This is a genomic window from Desulfoconvexum algidum, from assembly GCF_055382125.1.
Window position 1 is genome coordinate 6,332,489 of sequence record NZ_AP042394.1, and the last position, 18,938, is coordinate 6,351,426.

Annotated in this window: 17 protein-coding genes; 12 read left to right on the forward strand and 5 right to left on the reverse strand. The window is 45.7% G+C overall.

Annotated features, from left to right (window positions below; translation table 11 throughout):
* Positions 1–69 precede the first annotated feature (69 nt).
* From ACZ45G_RS28460 to ACZ45G_RS28505, 10 genes are all read left to right on the forward strand, one after another.
* On the forward strand, positions 70–927 hold the full coding sequence (locus ACZ45G_RS28460; RefSeq protein ID WP_464173967.1) for an ABC transporter substrate-binding protein: 858 nt from the start codon (positions 70–72) through the stop codon (positions 925–927).
* A 2-nt stretch (positions 928–929) separates the two neighbouring features.
* The gene (gene cobI, locus ACZ45G_RS28465; protein WP_464173968.1) at positions 930–1,634 is read left to right on the forward strand and encodes a precorrin-2 C(20)-methyltransferase; all 705 of its coding nucleotides are present in this window, start codon (positions 930–932) and stop codon (positions 1,632–1,634) included.
* Entirely contained in the window at positions 1,631–2,764 is a 1,134-nt protein-coding gene (locus ACZ45G_RS28470; protein ID WP_464173969.1) for a nucleoside recognition protein, read from the forward strand. Before cobI ends, ACZ45G_RS28470 begins: the two co-directional genes overlap by 4 nt.
* A gap of 1 nt (position 2,765) precedes the next feature.
* Positions 2,766–4,025 carry a precorrin-6y C5,15-methyltransferase (decarboxylating) subunit CbiE gene (gene cbiE / locus ACZ45G_RS28475; protein WP_464173970.1) on the forward strand — a complete coding sequence of 420 codons (1,260 nt, stop codon included), beginning with the start codon at positions 2,766–2,768 and terminating at the stop codon, positions 4,023–4,025.
* On the forward strand, positions 4,022–4,810 hold the full coding sequence (cobM, locus tag ACZ45G_RS28480; protein WP_464173971.1) for a precorrin-4 C(11)-methyltransferase: 789 nt from the start codon (positions 4,022–4,024) through the stop codon (positions 4,808–4,810). Before cbiE ends, cobM begins: the two co-directional genes overlap by 4 nt.
* A complete protein-coding gene (locus ACZ45G_RS28485) occupies positions 4,782–5,918 on the forward strand; it encodes a cobalt-precorrin 5A hydrolase (RefSeq protein ID WP_464173972.1) in 1,137 nt (378 codons plus the stop codon). Before cobM ends, ACZ45G_RS28485 begins: the two co-directional genes overlap by 29 nt.
* Positions 5,915–6,703 carry a precorrin-3B C(17)-methyltransferase gene (gene cobJ / locus ACZ45G_RS28490; protein WP_464173973.1) on the forward strand — a complete coding sequence of 263 codons (789 nt, stop codon included), beginning with the start codon at positions 5,915–5,917 and terminating at the stop codon, positions 6,701–6,703. The genes ACZ45G_RS28485 and cobJ overlap by 4 nt, the downstream gene beginning before the upstream one ends.
* A 63-nt stretch (positions 6,704–6,766) precedes the next feature.
* A complete protein-coding gene (locus ACZ45G_RS28495) occupies positions 6,767–7,279 on the forward strand; it encodes a cob(I)yrinic acid a,c-diamide adenosyltransferase (protein WP_464173975.1) in 513 nt (170 codons plus the stop codon).
* Complete coding sequence (locus ACZ45G_RS28500; protein WP_464173976.1) at positions 7,276–8,739, forward strand: cobyric acid synthase; 1,464 nt, start codon at positions 7,276–7,278, stop codon at positions 8,737–8,739. The genes ACZ45G_RS28495 and ACZ45G_RS28500 overlap by 4 nt, the downstream gene beginning before the upstream one ends.
* Before the next feature lie 132 nt (positions 8,740–8,871).
* Positions 8,872–11,163, forward strand: coding sequence for a FapA family protein (locus ACZ45G_RS28505; RefSeq protein ID WP_464173977.1), 2,292 nt, complete (start codon positions 8,872–8,874; stop codon positions 11,161–11,163).
* Here the strand turns inward: ACZ45G_RS28505 and ACZ45G_RS28510 are convergent.
* On the reverse strand, positions 11,149–11,439 hold the full coding sequence (locus ACZ45G_RS28510) for a MoaD/ThiS family protein (RefSeq protein ID WP_464173978.1): 291 nt from the start codon (positions 11,437–11,439) through the stop codon (positions 11,149–11,151). The two genes, ACZ45G_RS28505 and ACZ45G_RS28510, sit on opposite strands and share 15 nt — an antisense overlap.
* Positions 11,440–11,609: 170 nt before the next feature.
* On the opposite strand from ACZ45G_RS28510, the gene ACZ45G_RS28515 reads away from it, so the two are divergent.
* Both ACZ45G_RS28515 and ACZ45G_RS28520 read left to right on the forward strand, forming a co-directional pair.
* Entirely contained in the window at positions 11,610–13,742 is a 2,133-nt protein-coding gene (locus ACZ45G_RS28515) for a sensor histidine kinase (protein ID WP_464173979.1), read from the forward strand.
* Positions 13,743–13,745: 3 nt separating this feature from the next.
* Positions 13,746–14,384: a response regulator gene (locus ACZ45G_RS28520; protein WP_464173980.1), complete on the forward strand. Its 639-nt coding sequence runs from the start codon at positions 13,746–13,748 to the stop codon at positions 14,382–14,384.
* Between the two features lie 3 nt (positions 14,385–14,387).
* Here the strand turns inward: ACZ45G_RS28520 and ACZ45G_RS28525 are convergent, their stop codons facing one another.
* The 4 genes from ACZ45G_RS28525 to ACZ45G_RS28540 form a co-directional block, all read right to left on the reverse strand.
* Positions 14,388–14,840 (reverse strand): MarR family winged helix-turn-helix transcriptional regulator, encoded by a 453-nt coding sequence (locus tag ACZ45G_RS28525; protein WP_464173981.1) that lies wholly within the window; start codon positions 14,838–14,840, stop codon positions 14,388–14,390.
* 263 nt (positions 14,841–15,103) lie between these two features.
* Positions 15,104–16,837, reverse strand: a complete 1,734-nt coding sequence (locus ACZ45G_RS28530) for a TRAP transporter permease (RefSeq protein ID WP_464173982.1) — start codon at positions 16,835–16,837, stop codon at positions 15,104–15,106.
* Positions 16,838–16,953: 116 nt separating this feature from the next.
* Positions 16,954–17,916, reverse strand: coding sequence for a TAXI family TRAP transporter solute-binding subunit (locus ACZ45G_RS28535; RefSeq protein WP_464173983.1), 963 nt, complete (start codon positions 17,914–17,916; stop codon positions 16,954–16,956).
* Positions 17,917–18,080: 164 nt separating this feature from the next.
* Entirely contained in the window at positions 18,081–18,857 is a 777-nt protein-coding gene (locus ACZ45G_RS28540) for a tRNA pseudouridine synthase A (RefSeq protein ID WP_464173984.1), read from the reverse strand.
* Between the last annotated feature and the right edge of the window lie 81 nt (positions 18,858–18,938).

Consider the following 18,938-nt stretch of genomic DNA (forward strand, 5'->3'; position numbering starts at 1 on the left):
CCTTATAAGTTGCTGGCACTGGCTTGTTGCTGGTGGGTCTGGGCTTTCTCACCATGCCTGGCCGCAGACATGGTTGTTGACAACCGCGGCAGACAAATTGAGGTGAAAACTCCCTTTAAACGGATCATTTCCCTTTATGGCGCCCATACGGAAAACCTTTTTTACCTGGGTTGTGGAGACGAGATTATTGGCGTTTCTGTGAATGACAGCTTTCCTGCCCGGGCCCGGGAAAAACAAAAATTTTCCTTTCACGACGGACCGGAAAAATTCATCGCAAACAAGCCAGACCTGGTATTGATCCGTCCCATGATCGACAATGGATACCCCCAATTTGTTCAACAGCTTGAGCGATACGGCATTACAGTGGTTTCCCTTCAACCGGCCACCACACAACAGATGTATGACTATTGGTTAACCCTTGGCCGTTTAAGTGGACGTCAGGCCCAGGCCAAAAAGATGATCGCAGAATTTAAGGAAAAAATCGCTCAAATACAGACACTTACCCAGGGGATATCCAAGAAAAAAAAAGTGTATTTCCAGGCCATTCATACCCGGATGAAAACTTTTACCCCCGGCTCCATGCCAATTTTTGCCCTGGAAACAGCAGGGGGTATCAATGTGGCGAGTGATGCCAGGGCATCCAGAAATACCAATATTGCCATTTATGGCAAGGAACAAATTTTGGAAAAGGCATCTGAAATTGATGTTTTCCTGGCACAACAAGGCATCATGAATTCGGTGCGCAAAGAGCAGATCATCAATGAACCCGGATTTAAAATAATTAAGGCAATCAAAAACAAACAGGTATTTTTAATTGATGAAAATATTGTTTCCCGACCGGTTCCTAGGTTATATGAGGGAATCGTTACCATAGGGAAGCTTCTCTATCCTGATATTTTCAGTACGTTAAAGATAGGAAAGGATTAACAATGAAGAAAGCAGGCAAATTATTTGGCGTTGGCGTTGGACCCGGGGATCCTGAACTGATTACAGTTAAGGCGGTAAGAGTGATCAAAGAAGCGGATATTATTTTTACAGCCGCTTCCACCAAAAACAATTACAGCCTGGCGGTTGAAATAGCCTCTCCCTATATTTCACCCTCGGCCAGGATTGAACACCTTGGATTCTCCATGAGCAAAGACACAACAGAAGTGGAAGCCGCATGGATCGCCAATGCACGACAGATTGCCGCTGCCATGGAACAGGGCATGACCGCCGTATTTCTGACCCTTGGGGATCCCACCACCTATTCAACCTTTGGCTATATTTTAAAAAAAATGAAACTTATTATGCCCGAGGCTGATATTGAAACCATCCCCGGCATTACCTCTTTCCATGCAGCCTCGGCCAGGTTAAACAGAATACTGGTGGAAGGAGAGGAGTCCTTGCTGGTCACTTCGGGAGCCTATGGGGGCGACCGGATCAGGCAGGTCAAACAAGTTGAAAATGTTGCCATTGTGAAGGCCTATAAAAACATTACAGACATTAATATGGCCCTCAAAGATGCCGGACTCCACAAAAATGGCGTGGCGGTTTCCAAATGTGGACGCAAAAACGAAGAAATCATCGCCAACCTGGACGACCTTGAAACACGGGACCCCGATTATTGGACATTAATTCTGGCATCAAAATGAAAAAACAGTCGACCCATAAAAAACAGATAAATTATAGGAAATTATGCCTGTCTGTTTTATTCACCCTGGTCCTATTGGGACTCGATGCCGTTTTTTTTAATACCCTGTCCCTGGCCTCGGGTATCCAAAAGCTGGGATTCCCACTTTTGCGGCTCATGGGGTTTATCACCATTGGTCTTCTGGCTGGCCAGATCATTGAGGCGATGGGATGGACAAGGGAGGTGGCGGTTCTGGCACGGCCTGTGTTCCGGTTTTCTAAAATGGGAAACCATTGCAGTGCCGCCTTTACCATGGCCTTTATATCCGGGGCGGCTGCCAACGCCATGCTGCTTGAATTTTATGAAGAACAAAAGATCTCAAAACTCCAGCTTTTTTTGGCAAATTATATCAACCAGTTTCCGGCATTTTTCCTTCATCTGCCCACCACCATGTTCATTGTTCTTCCCCTGACGGGGATAGCCGGTGGATTTTATTTTTTGATCACTTTTTTGGCCACCTTATTTCGAACCCTTTGTTTTCTTACCTTTGGACACATTTACCTCAACGAACCGAGTGAGCGAACAGACAGCAAGGCAACGCCTGGGGCTGGTGATTCCCAAAAACCTGCAACCGCAATGGAGATAACACAAGTAACTGGCTCTAAAGCCAAGATGAACAATAGGAAAAAACCAGATAAGATTGCCCTTTTAAAAACCATACAATCCCGATTACCGGTTCGCATTGCCAACATTTTCACCTGGGTGCTTCCCATTTATACCCTGGTATTTATATTGAATGCAAATGGCGTTTTTAACTATTTGAACCAGGCACTATCAGCCTATGTCACCATAAGCCTTATGCCCGTGGAGTCCTTGTCCATTATTATTTTAAGTTTTGCTGCTGAATTCACCTCGGGGTTCGCCGCAGCCGGAGCGCTCATGAATGCCGGGGTTCTCAGCGTCAAGCAAACCGTGATTGCCTTGCTTCTTGGCAACGTCCTGGCCTTTCCCATTCGGGCGCTCCGGCACCAATTGCCTCGATACATGGGAATTTTCTCTCCCAAAATGGGGTTGCAACTGCTATTATCAGGACAGTTTTTCAGGGTGGTAAGCATAATTATCATCGGAACTTTATATTATTTGGCGGTATAACATGAATCCCATAAATGTCATTGGAATCGGTCAGGGCAAACGAGATCTGACTACCACCCATTTAACGCTCATTAAAGGGGCAGACCTGCTCGTGGGGGGGCGACGCCATCTTAAAATGTTTGCCGACCATACGGGCGACACCCTTGTAATCACTGGTGCCATTGAACAAGTGATTGACCAGATCAAAGAAAATATGGTCCACAAAAAAATAGTGGTCCTGGCATCGGGCGATCCTCTTTTTTACGGGATCGGCAGCACACTTTCCAGGCATATAGACAAACAACATCTTGTGATTCACGCCAATATTTCATCTGTTGCCGCAGCCTTTGCCGCCATTGGAGAACCCTGGCATGATGCAAAGGTTGTCAGCCTCCATGGCAAATTCAGCCAGTTCCCCTTTTCAAGTCTGGCAGGAGAATCCAAGGTTGCCTTTTTAACTGATATAGCAAGGGATCCTGTTTACATTGCTTCCACATTGATCAACTTGAAACTGGTTGGGTTCAATATTTGTGTGCTGGAAAACCTGGGCGCAGCAGAGGAAAAAATATCCTGGTTTGATGACTACGCCAGGGTGGCTGACCTGAAATTTGCCTCCCCCAACATTGTTATTCTTTTAAAGGAGGGGACTCCCCAAAAGAATACTCCTATTAAAAATGTTCCACATGAAACACATATCGGCATGGACGACTCTTTGTATCGTCATTCCAAAGGGTTGATCACCAAATCGGAAATCCGAAGTATTAGTCTGTCAAAATTAGAACTGGTCAGACGAGACCATATTCTATGGGACATTGGGTCTGGTTCGGGATCCGTCGGCATAGAAGCCTCCTGCCAAATCCCCTGGGGGCAGGTATTTGCCGTTGAAAAAAATCAGACACGGATTCCGGACATCATCCACAACATCAAATTGTTCGATCGATCCAATATCAAAATTTTAAATCTAGATTTTCCCGAAGGGTCTGACCAGTTAAAAGATCCCGATAGAGTTTTCATTGGTGGCGGCGGCAGTGCGCTTGAAAAAATCATGAACATCTGCTGTGTTCGTCTCAAGGAACAGGGAAGAATTGTTATTAATACCATATTGATCCAGAACATGGAAACAGCCATCCGGGTTTTAAAACAGAACCATTTTTCCTACGAGATGATCCAGATCCAGGTATCCCGGTCAAAACCCATGCCCTATGGAGACCGACTTGAACCATTAAACCCTGTCTGGATAATTTCAGGCAAAAAACCACAAAGCAAGGCTGAGGTAAAATGAACAACACGGAAAACAAAGTAATATTTGCCGGAGCCGGTCCAGGGGATCCGGAACTGATGACCATCAAATCCATGCGAGCATTGGAATCGGCGGATTTAATAATCTATGCCGGATCTCTGGTCCCAGAAGCAGTTCTCTGCTGGAAGGGCAGCGACACAGAAACGATTTCTAGTGCTGGAATGAATCTGGATCAAATCATCAATAGGATTAAAGCCTCCCATGATTTAGGCAAACGGGTAGTCCGTCTCCACACAGGTGACCCCTCGCTATATGGGGCTATCTTTGAACAGATCCGGGAACTTCAAAAACTGAGCATCCCCTATGAAGTTTTGCCGGGGGTAACGGCTGCCTTTGCTGCCGCTTCCTCAATGGGAATGGAGTACACCCTTCCGGAAGTCACCCAGACCTTGATCCTGACCCGGATTTCCGGCCGGACCCCTGTTCCTGAAAGCGAAGATCTTGAACGACTGGCTGCCCATGGATCCTCCATGGCCATATATCTGAGCATGGGGCATGTTAAAAAAGTTCAAGGAATTTTGGAGAATCACTACGGCAAAGAATCGCTGTGCGCAATTGCCTACAAAGTAAGCCACCCGGAAGAGCAGATTTTTTATACCCAGATCCAGGATCTGGTAAAAACCTGTGAAAAAAACAAGATCACACGACATGCCCTGATAATTGTCGGCAAGGCAGTTGAAGCCAGCAGGGGGAATAAAGAGCTTATCCAATCCAAATTATACGATGCAGGTTTTTCCCATGGCTATAGAAACGCTTCCAAAAAATAAAATTTCTGTTTCTTCTATTGCGGTCTGGGCCATCACCCCTAATGGATTAACCCTTGGGCAAGATATTTGCCAAAAGGTTTTTGGAACAAGCCTTTTTGTTTCTAAAGCCCTGGCAATGCCCCCTAAACCATCCCCGGAAGCAATCCTCAATTTGGAAAGGCTAAAGGCTACACCTTTGAACCGGGAATGTCGGACAACGGTCTTTAAAAAGCTGTCTGAAGAATTAGCCGAACAATTTACCCGGTTTTCAGCCCATATTTTTATTTTCTCAACCGGCATTGCCGTCCGAATGCTGGCCCCCTTGATTCAGTCAAAGACAACGGATCCCGCCGTCATTGTGTTGGATGACAGGGGAATTCATGCCATCAGTCTGTTGTCTGGCCATTTAGGGGGCGCAAACAGGCTCGCCCAGGAAATAGCAGCGCTCACCAATTCCAGGCCGGTGATCACAACGGCAACAGATATTAACGAACTGCCCTCCATTGACATGCTGGCCCAGGAGAAGGACCTCTATATTGAAAATCCTGAGGCCATCAAACATGTCAACATGGCCTTTCTCAACGCTGAAACCCTGGATGTGTATGATCCGGGAAATTATATACACCCGCTTATACCCAAAAATTTCATCCAAAACCCGGCCAAGTCGAAACCTGGCACCAAGATCGCTTGCACCAAGATCGCTTGCACCTGGAAAATCATGGAAGTTCCACGTGAAACACTTGTATTGCGTCCCAGGATCTTAAGCGTTGGTATCGGGTGTAACCGGGGCACTCCTCTTGCGACACTCCTTGAATTTTTCAAGGAGGTTTTCAAAGGAGAAGGGTTTAGTTTAAATTCGGTTTTCACCCTGGCCACCACGCAGGTAAAACAGGATGAAACAGGATTGTTGCAATTGGCAGACAGGTTGGGCCTGCCAATAAAGTTTTATGATAAGGACCAATTGAATTCAGTTGACACCATAGAAACCCCATCAAAGATGGTTGAAAAACATTTAGGAGTAAAAAGCGTATGCGAAGCAGCAGCGATTCTGGCAGCAGGAAGGGGCCAATTGATAGTAGCGAAAAAGAAAACCCGGGATGTGACAATAGCCGTGGCCATAAAAAAATGAAACTATATGTGGTGGGAACGGGACCTGGGAGTGTGGCCCACATGTCCAACAGGGCGGTACAGGTCATCGAGCAGGCCGATTGCATTGCCGGTTACACCACCTATGTGGACTTGATCAAAGAGTTGGTTGAAGATAAAAAAATCATTTCAACGGGAATGATGAAAGAGGTGGAACGGGTGGAACGGGCTATTGACATGGCATTGACAGGCGTTTCCTGCGCCCTTGTTTCAGGGGGAGACCCGGGAATTTATGCCATGGCCGGTCTGGTTTTTGAAATCTGTGAACAAAAAAACATTCGCTTGTTCAGAACGATTCAGGGCCAGGATCTTTCCGCAACCGAAAAATACCTTGAACTGGAAGTGGTTCCGGGAATTCCTGCCCTTGCAGCCGGAGCAGCTCTTGTCGGCGCGCCTTTGACCCATGATTTTGCCGCCATTTCCCTTAGCGACCTGCTCACAGAATGGGAAAAAATAGAAAAGCGCCTGACCTGTGCTGCCATGGCTGATTTTGTCATTGTATTATACAATCCCAAAAGCAAGAAAAGAGACTGGCAGTTAAAAAGAGCACAGGAACTCATCCTTGAGCACAGGGATGGCGCAACCCCCGTGGGGATCGTTACAGGTGCCATGAGGGAAAACCAGGCGGTTTGCTTTTCCCGATTAGACCAGCTGGATAAGGCAGATGTGGGTATGCAGACGGTTTTATTTATCGGTTCCAGCGCATCCCTGCGATATATGGATTTTTTATTCACCCCCAGGGGGTATGCCGAAAAATATACCCTATAAGACAACCCGATAAAAGGCAGGCTTAGAAGATTTTTTATTTGCAAAAAGACAGGAGGACAGAGGATGAAAGGGTATATACAGGTGTATACAGGCAATGGCAAAGGTAAAACCACCGCAAGCCTGGGACTTGCTATCAGAGCTGCCGGTGCGGGTCTTCGGGTCCATATTGTCCAGTTTCTGAAAAAAGGAGATTACTCAGAGATAAAAGCCCTGTCTAAATTTGAAAATATCACAGTGGAACAATATGGGCTGGGTAAATTTGTCAAGGGGAACCCGAGCCAAGAAGACAAGGCAGCAGGCGCCCTTGGATATCAACGGTTATGTGATCTTCTAAAAAAAAATGAACATGACCTGGTGATTGCCGAAGAAGGGAATGTGGCGGTTATGTGCAAGCTATTTTCCGAACAAGACCTGTTGGCATTAATGGAGTTGAAACCGGCCAACATGGAACTTGTGATCACCGGCAGGGGGGCCACTCAGTCGGTGATGGACAGGGCAGACCTGGTGACGGAAATGAAGGAAGTCAAACATTATTACAAACAAGGGGTAATGGCCCGGGTGGGGATTGAAAAATGACCAAAAACATTGCCGTTCTGGGTACGGGTTCAGATGTAGGAAAAAGCGTTATTGCCGCCGGCATTTGTCGGATTCTTGCGGACAGAGGCGTCCGGGTGGCTCCCTATAAATCACAAAATATGTCCAACAATTCAGGGATAACCCTGGAAGGCCTTGAGATGGGAAGGGCCCAGATTGTACAGGCAGAAGCGGCTAAAATTTTGCCCCATGTGGACATGAACCCGATCCTGCTCAAGCCCACCGGGGAAAAACAATCCCAGGTCATGTTAAACGGCCTGGTTCATGGCAACCACACCGCCATGGATTATCATCGAAACAAGGGGTTTTATTTTAAGAAAGCCTGTGAAGCCTTTGACCGTTTATCAGGACAATATGACCGGATCATACTCGAAGGGGCCGGGTCCTGTGCAGAGGTCAATCTTATGGCAACCGACATCGTCAACTTTCCCATGGCCGAATATGCCAAGGCAGATGTGGTGCTGACAGCCGATATTCACAGGGGAGGGGTTTTTGCACAGCTGGTGGGAACCCTTGACTGTCTGCCCGATTCTTACAGGGACATGGTAAAAGGATTCATTATCAATCGATTCAGGGGAGACATAGCCCTGTTCAAGGATGGAGTGGACTGGATAGAAAAAAGAACCGGGAAAAAAGTTTTTGGGGTATTGCCCTGGTATACCCATTTCAAAATTGATGCAGAAGACTCGGTTGAAATAGAAAACTGCTGTAATTTAAAAGACTTAGACCCGAAAAAGCCCACTATTGCAGTGGTGCGCCTGCCCCATATTGCCAATTTTACGGATTTCCATGCCCTGTCACAAATAAAAGGGCTTCAAACCGTATTTATTGACACGCCCCACAATTTATCTAATTTTGATGCAGTGATCCTTCCTGGGTCTAAAAATACCAGGGCAGATCTTGACTGGTTGAAAAAGGGTTTTGAATCGGCATTAAAAAAATACCACCGGGAAAAGGGACATGTTCTTGGCATTTGCGGCGGATATCAGATGCTGGGGTCCTGGGTGGAAGACCCCCAGGGACTTGAAGGTAAGCCGGGACAAGAAACGGGATTGGGGTTGCTTCCCATAAAAACCGTGTTAAAAGCCCCAAAAACAACAACCTTGAGCGAATTTGAATGGGAGGGCACCCCGGGTAAAGGCTATGAAATTCACATGGGGTTTACCCAATTGTTTTCAGGCCATCCCTTTCTGCGCATCACCTCCAGAAATTCAACCCCCTGTAATGAAGCGGAAGGGTGCATATCCGAAGACAACCGGGTAACCGGGACCTATCTCCACGGTTTTTTTGACACCCCGGAAATTTCATCCAAGTGGTTTTCTATGATCGGGTTGACCGAACTTGTGGCAGAGAAAGAAAGCATGGCTGAACGAAAAGAACGAGACTATGATTTGCTTAAATCCCATTTGGAATCCCATGTTGACCTTGGGGCATTGTACTAGACCAGATGCTTGCATAGGACCAGGGGAAACCGGCTATTTTCCTGCATTCCTATTATCTTATTATTTACATTATGATATAAATTCATTATCCTGACACAACAACCATTAATTCAAACAGCGTGGGAAGAACAAGTGCCCCAGACCAATAACATCCCAACTCTTGCCAGCCTTGCCCTCCAATACGGCACCATTGATAACGACCAATACCGTCACTTGACAGCCCTGCATGCCTCACAGAAAAAAGATCAACCCCCAATGGATTATGCCAGGCTTCTTCTGGGCCAAAAATTTGCTACCCGTTATCAAATCGGTCTGTTAAAGCTGATACAAGAATATTTTATTGTTAAAAAGAGGGGAGAAGAATTCGGAAAAATCGCCATTGACCGAGGGTTTGCAACCCGGCTGGATGTCCAAAAGGCCCTGGAATTTCAAAAAAAAGAATTCAAACGAGCCCGAATTAAAAAATTGATCGGGGATATTCTGGTGGAATCCAGGGTGATCACAACAAAGCAAAAAAACAATATATTAAAAGAGCAGCTTCTCCTGGAACAAAGAGCAGAAAAAATCTTTACCTCCAAGCCGGAAAACAAGCCAGAAACAATCGCAACCCAAGGGGGGGGGCAACCGCTTCCTTGGGATGATTCAGAGTTGTCAACCTATGAAAAAAAATTCCTGAAAATCAAGGTATTGGACCGGGAATTTGCTGCACGCGTTACGGAGAAAGGATTGGCATCGAAACGGGAAGTGGCCATTGCCCAAAGAGTACAGGAAGAGGAATTTGAAAAGGAGAACAAGTTAAAAATTCTGGGTGATGTCATGGTCACCATGGGATTTATCACCGAGGAACAAAAAGCGATCATCTTGAAGGATCAAATCAGATCCGGGGGACCCTCAGATTCCAAAGAGAAAGGTTCCAAAGAGAAAGGTTCTAAAGAACCGCCAGGCCTTGAGGTGGTTATCAGCCCTGACAAAATCACAGCATGGGTTAAAATCAATCGACACTTTTTGTCCCAAGCCACGGTGCCCCGATTAAAATCAATTCTAATCGCCCATGGAATCACCAATGGAATATACCCAGACGCTTTGCTCCAGGGTCAGTTGGATAGGGGCAACCTTGAATTTACGGTAGCCAGGTCTGATGTTTCACCAAAATTGATTATGGAAACCAATCTTAGGGAAGGGGGGGAGAAAAGGAAGGGGGATCAACTGGCAAAACAAGAGACGATCCCAAACCCCTTGATCGTAAAAGATATTTTTGGCAAGGATATGAGACAAGAATGCAGGGAAACCCTTGTTCATAAATGTGGCAGCGGAACCAGACCCTCCCAGGATGGTGCCGGTATTATAGCTGCCAAAACAGGAGTTCCTTCATTGTCCATTGAGGGGAAAGTGTTCATCCACCCCATAATCCATGTCCTTGAAGATGCCGATCTACGATATGGCCCCCTTGAAGCCTATGCCAATTTGTCAATTTCCGGGGTATTGACCGGTGCCTACCCCATAACAGCCGGCAGCATCAAGGCCAGGGAAATCAGGGGGGCCTCAATAGAATCAATTGGAACCATACGGGCAGATGTGGGCATCACCGATACCATTATCCGATCCCAGGGAGATATCCATGCCCGTTACCTGCATAATTGTCAGATAGAGACCTTTGGGAACATTTATATAGAAAATGAAATATTTGATTCCAAAATCACCGTCAGCGGAAAAATAGATTCTCCTGGCTGCCGGATCATTTCTTCCAGTCTTTATGCCAAACGAGGAGTACGACTGTCGGGAATAGGTAGTGAACGAACAAAATCGTGCACTGTCACCTCTGGAGGAGAGCATCATATTCTGGAAATTGAAAAATTCATTTATCGAGAAATTGAACGTATCTCAAAAGAAATTGATTCTCTAAAAGAAAAAAAAGAGGAACAAGAAAATCTTTCAAAAAAAATTTTTCAAAAAATGATTGAACTGAAAATCTTTCATGACCGTGCAAAAAACAAAAAGCAACTCTTATTAACCGAGTTTAAAAAAAGCAAAGGACAAGAACGACTAAAATTAAAAAATATTGTTGGTCTGATTTCAAATTTTGAAAAAAGAATTGAACGCTCGATTGCCTCTCTTAAAGAAATAAACAAGACAAAAAAATTACACGACACAAAAAAGATTGAGCTTGAAAATAAAATCGATCGGTTGCTGCCGGAAACCAACACCGCCATCAAAGCCCTTAAAGAAAAATTATATTTGTTTTTTGAATGGACCCGTTACCAGAAAAATATTTCAAAAATTGAGATCACAGGAAAAGCATTCCCCGGCACCCATTTTTCTGGAATTTACGCTTCCCTAAAAATAGAATCAAGCTTGGAAAATTTTTCACTCAGTGAAATTTGTGATTCTATGAATTACAAATTGGAAGTTTTACAAAACCCGTGAACCTTTTTTGAATCCAAGCATAACCCGGTAAGGCCCAGGTGTTCCAGGTGGAACAAAGGCCACCCGATCCTGGTCTTGGAGGATGGTATCTAAGAGCCCGACCTTGCCGTTTAGCATTACCGCTTCGACATCTCGTTCCGTCAGGTCCATTTGGTGGATAAGATCCCTGACAGTGCTTCCTCGCTCAATGGACAAGCGTGCATTGACATATTCCAGATTTTTTGATTTTAATTTTTTTTGTAAAAATGAAAATGCGTTAAAAATAATCGTTGCCATGCCACACTCCTCAATTAAAGACCCTTCAGATTCAAAGATTATCAATTGTAACTTTCTGGTATTCTAAAAAAATTTCATCACAATCATTGTCTACTATATCACAATCATAGGAAAATATGCCTATCAATTTTGAGGCTCCGGCGTAAACCCCATTGAAAAATGAGGCGCGTTTGGTCTATACTGTAGCAATGCGACTGCGAATAATAATTTTAATATTGGCCTTGTTTGCCTTTCTCTCTGCCTCGACCGGGGGATGGCTTTATTATTTTTCCTACCGGGAAGCGGCATTCCAGAAAACAGAATCCGATGCCCATACCCGGCTTACATTGCTTACCAGACAATTGTCCACCCATCTTTCAGAACATATTAAACCGGTAAAAACCCTGGCCGGTATCCAGGAATTACAGGTTGCCCTTAAAACCACCAACCTGGAAACTATTTTCCAGGCCAATCAGATTCTGGACCATTTTACAACCTCCCTGGACATAGATGTCAGTTACCTCATGGATAAAAACGGGATTACCCTGTGCTCCAGTAATCGAAATGCCCATGACAGTTTCGTGGGAAATGATTTTTCATTCAGGCCCTATTATACAGAGGCCATCAAGGGGATGCCTGCCACCTACCTGGCCCTGGGCAGCACCTCAAAAAAAAGAGGGGTATATTATAGTTATCCCATCTATGACGGCTCCGGCACAACCATTCTTGGGGTCGCTGTGATCAAGTCTTCGGTGGAGTTTTTAGAAGCCACTCTGTTTTCTAAATCCGATGACACCCTGTTATTCACGGACCCCAATGGACTGATTTTCATATCAAACAAACCCGGGTTACGGTTCCAGCTCCTATGGGAACTGGATGAAGACAAATTAAATGCCCTTACCGATTCCCGTCAGTTTGGAAACGGACCCTGGGAATGGGCGGGATTTAAAAAAAATAATGCCGGGGTCATGGACAACAAGGGGGCCGAATATCTTTATTCCAGACTGGAAGTGCCCCATTACCCAAATTGGCAAATTATCTCCCTGAGAAATCACAAAGAGATTGAACGACAGGTAACCGCACCCTTTATCCAGGTCATTGGGCCTGTGGTCCTGTTTGTTTCTATTCTGGCAGGCCTTCTGGTTTATATCCTCTACCAATTGGCAGCAAGGGAACTTACCCAGCGAAAACAGGCAGAAAAAAAATTACGGCTCAGCGAAGAACGATACCGGCACATCTATCATAAAACCCCGATCATGCTCCATTCCATTGACACAGAAGGGAACATCACCCGGGTGTCCGACCACTGGGTGGAAGTCATGGGGTACCAGCGCGATGAGGTCATTGGCGAACAACTCACCCGATTTTTCACCCGGGAATCCAGAAACTTTGCCATCAACTCCATCTTCCCGAGGTTTTTCAGCACAGGCTTTTGCAAGGATATTCCTTACACCTATGTCAAAAAGAACCAGGAACGAATCGACATCTTGCTCTCCTGTTACGGGATGAGAAATGAAGAAGGAGAAATTATTCGATCCCTTGCCGTCAGCGTGGATGTCACAGAAAAAAATCTTGCCGAAAAAGATCTGCAGATGGCCAAGGAAAAACTGTCCCAATACTCTTTGGACCTGGAAGGCCAGGTTAAAAAACGAACAGCCCAGCTGGAGAATGCCCAGGTAAATCTGAAGAACCTGTCCAAAAATATCATTGCCTCCCAGGAAAGGGAAAAGGAACTGATAGCACAAGAACTCCACGATCAACTGGGCCAGGTGCTGACAGCCCTGCGCATTGATGCCGTCTGGATCGAACGCTATCTGATAAAAATTGATGCCAAGGCCTGGGAAAGAGGGAAAAGAATGAGTGCCCTTATTGATGATACCATAGAGGATGTCAGGGATATGGCCTACCGCCTCAGACCACGGGTTCTGGATGATCTTGGGTTAACCGATGCCCTGGAATCTTTGGTGTCGGATTTTGAAAAAAGATCCAATGTTTCCTGCGTTTTCCGCCATGATGATCTCCCGGAAGTTGACAAAACCCTTGCCACAGCCCTTTACAGAATCGGGCAGGAAGCAGTGACCAACGCATTGAGGCATTCTTGCGCCACCACCATCCTGGTCGAATTAAGAATGGAGCAAAAAGGCATTGTCCTCACCATTGAAGATGACGGCTGCGGATTTGATCTTGACAACACCACAGATCGAAACGGTTTTGGACTTGAAGGCATGCAGGAAAGGGCAAACCTTGTCGGCGGAAAACTGACCATTGAAACTGCCAAATCCCGGGGAACCAAAATCTGCTGTAACGTAACAATAAAAGGATAAACCATGATCAAGGTATTGCTTGCGGATGACCATCGTATTGTCAGGGAAGGCTTAAGAAGGGTGCTTGAAGACAGCAATGAAATAAAGGTCATTGCCGAAGCTGCCGACGGGGAAGCCGCCTTTGACGAGGCCATGGAAAAAAAACCGGATGTGGCTGTCATTGACATCTCCATGCCCGGAATGGACGGCCTTGAAGTGGTGACACGAATGGCCAGTTACTGCCCGGATATTCCCGTATTGATTTTGACCATGCACGATGAGGAACAATATGTTATTCGGGCCATTGAAGCCGGTGCCATGGGGTATGTTACCAAACAGTCTGCACCGGAGCAATTGGTGGAAGCCGTCAAGAAAATCAATGCCGGGGGCCGGTATCTCACGGAAAAAGCAAGTGAGGCGTTAGCCTTGAGAGTGATCCGGGGCAATAAGGATCAAAGCCTGACAGAATCCTTATCCATGCGGGAGCTTCAGGTGTTGAGAAAACTTGCAATGGGCAATACCAACCGGGAAATTGCCACCTCTTATAATCTCAGTGTAAAAACCGTTGATACCTACCGGGCAAGGATATTAAAAAAACTGAACATCCGAAATAATACAGAATTATCCCGGTATGCCATTCAAAATAAATTGGTGGAATTATAATTTTTAGCGGTCAAACCGGTCAAAATTCATAAAGATCTTGTTCAAGGTGGTACGGCATTGTTCCATTTCTTCAAGGGAAATTCCCTTGTCCGCCTCGCGGAGCATCTCCTCCACCAGGGCCATAAGATCCTCCTGAAACTCCTTGGCCTTGTGGGTCAGATAGACCAGGTTGCTTCTTTTATCGGTCCGGTCCGGTATTCTTAACACAACATTCTTCTTTTCAAGAACATTGAGCAATCGTGTAATGGCAGCCTTGTCCTTGACAGCAATATTCGACAATTCCTGCTGGGTCTGGCCATCCTTACGGTACAAATGAATGAGAATACTCCATTGCTCGTAGCTGATATCAAACCCTGCATCTGCAAATTTTTTTGTCAGCCGTTTAACAATGGCCCTTGAGGTTCTACCCACCAAATATCCAATGGAAGAGTCAATGACGCGCTCATAATTATCCATACGTAAATTTCATTTCCTAGGGGTTAGATTCCCGCCAGATAATCAGCAATCAGATCAACCATCAAATAGTAACGACCCATGATTACCCTGGGATTTAATTTGTTCCCAGACAATATGGTATAAAAAGGATGATAGTGCAACTAAATCTTAAAATATTTTATCACCGGCCCAAATAAAAATCACCCCTGGCAAGGACCCTTATCAGGGACATAACTGGGGGTGATCTTTATTCTCTATGGCTGACAAACTGCGATAAAAAACTTCTAGGATGTGGTTTTCTTTGAAAAGAAATCTTTCAGGTACTTGATCCAGATACCGCTTAATATCCAGGAATAGAGCCAAGTCCCGAAAAAGATGGCAATAAAAGCCTTGATAATATCCATGGAACTTCCGTTAAGGGAAAATCCCGGAACATACCCGAACAAAATGGGACCCAGATAGAGGAACTTTGCAAACTTAAAGGCGGAAAAAGCCGTCCGCCACATGTTGGCCTTGGCAATGGTGGCCCCGGCAAATGCAGCAATACATACCGGCGGGGTTATATTGGAATCCTGGGACAGCCAGTAGACGATCATGTGAGCGGCTATTTCATTGACCCCCAAATGGGTCAGGGCCGGGACAGCCACAACAGCCGTTATAAGGTAGGCGGCCGTTACCGGAACCCCCATCCCCAGTACCAGGGAGGCCAGGGCCACCAAGAAAATGGTCAGCAGCAAGGAGCCGCCGGCAAGTTCAATCATGATGTCGGCAAAGGTCAACACCAGGCCGGAAAAAGTCAGCACCCCGATAATAATACCGATGACGCCCACGGTGGCACCGATCTTTAAACTGTTTTCAGTCCCAGATCTGGACGCTTGGACAAATTGTTTGGGACCGATCCTTGTATCTTTTCTCACATAGGAGACAGCGATACAGGAAACAAGCCCTAAAATGGCCGAATACCCCGGGGAAAATCCATAAAGCATGAAAATGGTAATGACCACCAGGGGCATGATATAAAACCATTGTTTTTTGAAAATTTCCATGGCGGAAAATTCAGACTTTTCTCCCACGATATCGTTTTTTTTGGCTTCATAATGGACCATGCAAAATACCGAGAAAAAATACATCAAGGCAGGAAAAATGGCCACCAGCATGATGGTTGAATAAGGGACGCCTGTCAATTCCGCCATGATAAACCCGCCTGCTCCCATGATGGGGGGCATGAACATGCCGCCAATGGAAGCTGCTGGTTCAATACCACCGGCGATATGGGGCTTGAATCCGGCCTTTTTCATCATGGGAATGGTGAACATACCCGTTGATACGGTATTGGCAATGGCAGACCCTGAAATGGACCCGAACAAACCCGAAGCAATAACAGAGACCTTGGCAGGTCCCCCGATTTTATGACCCACCGCCGCCAAGGGCCAGTCGATGAAAAATTTCTGGGCCCCGCATTTTTCCAGGAAAGCGCCAAACAAGACAAAGAGGATCACATAGGTGGCCAACACATTGGCCATGATACCAAAAACCCCGTCACTCTTATAAAAAATACTGACACACAGTTCGGTAAAGGGAGCGCCTGCATGGGAGACCAGATCCGGGGCCAGGTATCCGTATACCCCGTAGAGCATCATGACGGTACCCAGGATCACAAATACACTACCCACCACCCGGCGGGCCAGTTCAATCCCGATGAGCACTCCGATGATGGCAAACACCGCGTCGGTTGTAGTTTCTGCCCCGGTTCTGTAGTTGATGACTTCAAACATGATAATCCAATACCCGATGGATACCACGGAACCCAAAATCAGCAGGTAATCAATGACTCGCCCGATTTTTGTTTTGGCTTTGTACAAAAGGAAGGCTAGAACATAGGTGATAATAACATAGACACCCCTGTGATACTGGGTGGCCATGGGCTGCACCACAGCTGCCCAAGAGTAAAAAACGACCAGGAGCACCGAGCAGATATCAAATACAATTTGCTCGAATCGATTTAGTTTTTCATACACGGTTTGCCTTCCTATGGTAAAAAATTATTAGAGATGCGCGGGACGACTTTAGTGGGGTTTTGGTTCAGGCACGGGCAACGCCGCGTACCTGAACATTAGACATAGAGGCTCAGGTCTTATAAAGCACCTTTTTCTTTCCAGAATTTTTCAGCACCGGGATGAAAGGGAGTCACAACACCATCAGCTCCGGTTTTAAGGGACATGAGTTTAAATGTCTTTTTCTGCTCTTTCATGTGGGCAAGTCCTTCATCGGTATAGATAAGAGAGAGCATTTTGTAAACGGCTTCATTGGAAACTTTGGCGTTTGCTACCCACAGGGCGGAATCCTGAAAGGAAGGAGAATCATAATCTACGCCTTTATAGGTATTGGCAGGAATGGTAAGTTTTGCAAAGTAGGGATATTTATCATAAAAACCACTGGCTTTTGCATCTGCATCCAGGTTAACCAGAGCGATGTCATTGGTCTGGGCAGCCATGATAACGGCACCGGAAGGAAAGGCGGTGAACAACCAGAAGGCATCCAGTTGGTTGTTACCAAAGGCCTGGGCTGCATCGTTGTAACCCATTGCATTTCTTTCAATTTTATCCCAAACGCCCATGTGGCTGAAAAAAAGTTCGCAATTGGCAAAGGCGCCTGAACCGGCATTCCCCACACCCACTTTTTTACCCACCAGGTCCTTCACGCTTTTGATACCTGAATCAGCATGGACAACCAGTTGACCAGGAGCGCCATAGAGCCATGCAACGGCCAGAACGTCTTCGTATTTTTTGGTATCATTTTTCATCATACCATTGCGTCCAAGATAAACGTGTCCGGAATACACAACGCTCATCTGCTGTTTGCCGGAATTTGTTTTTCTCAGGTTTTCCACAGAACCGGCTGAAGACTGTGCCTGCACCTTGAATTCAGTCACTTTCTTCATGGGCTTGTACACCTGAATAGCATTGGCAACCACCTGAAAGGTACCGCCGGCAGGTCCGCCGCCAAAGACAATTCTATCCTTGGCAAATGCTGACTGGCAGAATGCCATTGAAACCACTGCGATAAAACCGATGACCAATAAACGTTTCGCTTTCATACGATTCTCCTTTAATGGGTATTGAATAAAAAAACAATTAACAAACTTTCTTTACCGATTATCAAAGTAGCAATAAGGATTCAAAGGATCAATTGGAGGATTTCTGATTGTGCTGTAGTAATTTTTCTTACAAATTTTCCCGAGACCCGGCGCAACTCCCCAAACTAGTCAAACTCAATTTTATTTAAAATCAAACCCGAGGCGGGGGCAATATATCTTAATGGGTGGCCGGCCTTTCCCCCAAGAGACTCCCTGACCTCTGCCAAACAAATCTCCCCCCTGCCAAGGCTTAAAAGCTGCCCCATGATCAACCGGACCTGGTTTCGCATGAATCCCCTGGACTCAATGCGATAGGCATAACTTTTTTCCGGGAAAAAACTAGCTGAAAAGGCCCTGTTTTCTTCAATTTGGCTGACAAGAATATCTCTTTTAAATTGAGTGCCGGGCTTGGGCTTTGTACAGTATCGTCTGAAATCATGGGGGCCTAAAAAAATTTTAGCCCCTTGTTTCATCAGCTCAATATCCAGAAAATCCTGAAAGGAACTGATCAAAGGCGCACTGAAGGGATGGGGTTTTTCACCAAAGGAGAATAGATAGAGATATTCCTTTGTCCTGGGGCTGTTGATGATATTAAAACTTTTATCAACTGCCGTAATTTTCAAAACGCGAATGTCATTGGGCAGGTTTAAATTCAATTCCATGAGAAAGGGATCTGGCTCAAGGGGCGCATCTGTAAACAACTCAAATGCCGAATGGTTTGCAGAGACCTTTGAATCGGTCCGGCTGGTGCCCAGAAGTTTATATTTTCCAGGGCCCAAAATATAACCAAGGGTCTTTTTCACCATGGATTCAATGGTTTTTAGACCCGGCTGTTTTAACCAGCCATGGTACCGAAACCCTAGGTATTGGATTTGAATTAAATAATAATATTTTATCTTCATCAATTCCCATCCTACCATTTTAGCGTTGAATTGACAGCCGCAATCTTTGAACAGCTGTCGTCAGGTGAGCCTTATCAGGTG

Coding starts and splice junctions, on each gene's coding strand:
- ACZ45G_RS28460 (WP_464173967.1), top strand. CDS start 70: ATGGTTGTTGACAACCGCGGCAGACAAATTGAGGTGAAAACTCCCTTT.
- cobI (WP_464173968.1), top strand. CDS start 930: ATGAAGAAAGCAGGCAAATTATTTGGCGTTGGCGTTGGACCCGGGGAT.
- ACZ45G_RS28470 (WP_464173969.1), top strand. CDS start 1,631: ATGAAAAAACAGTCGACCCATAAAAAACAGATAAATTATAGGAAATTA.
- cbiE (WP_464173970.1), top strand. CDS start 2,766: ATGAATCCCATAAATGTCATTGGAATCGGTCAGGGCAAACGAGATCTG.
- cobM (WP_464173971.1), top strand. CDS start 4,022: ATGAACAACACGGAAAACAAAGTAATATTTGCCGGAGCCGGTCCAGGG.
- ACZ45G_RS28485 (WP_464173972.1), top strand. CDS start 4,782: ATGGCTATAGAAACGCTTCCAAAAAATAAAATTTCTGTTTCTTCTATT.
- cobJ (WP_464173973.1), top strand. CDS start 5,915: ATGAAACTATATGTGGTGGGAACGGGACCTGGGAGTGTGGCCCACATG.
- ACZ45G_RS28495 (WP_464173975.1), top strand. CDS start 6,767: ATGAAAGGGTATATACAGGTGTATACAGGCAATGGCAAAGGTAAAACC.
- ACZ45G_RS28500 (WP_464173976.1), top strand. CDS start 7,276: ATGACCAAAAACATTGCCGTTCTGGGTACGGGTTCAGATGTAGGAAAA.
- ACZ45G_RS28510 (WP_464173978.1), bottom strand. CDS start 11,439: ATGGCAACGATTATTTTTAACGCATTTTCATTTTTACAAAAAAAATTA.
- ACZ45G_RS28520 (WP_464173980.1), top strand. CDS start 13,746: ATGATCAAGGTATTGCTTGCGGATGACCATCGTATTGTCAGGGAAGGC.
- ACZ45G_RS28525 (WP_464173981.1), bottom strand. CDS start 14,840: ATGGATAATTATGAGCGCGTCATTGACTCTTCCATTGGATATTTGGTG.
- ACZ45G_RS28535 (WP_464173983.1), bottom strand. CDS start 17,916: ATGAAAGCGAAACGTTTATTGGTCATCGGTTTTATCGCAGTGGTTTCA.
- ACZ45G_RS28540 (WP_464173984.1), bottom strand. CDS start 18,857: ATGAAGATAAAATATTATTATTTAATTCAAATCCAATACCTAGGGTTT.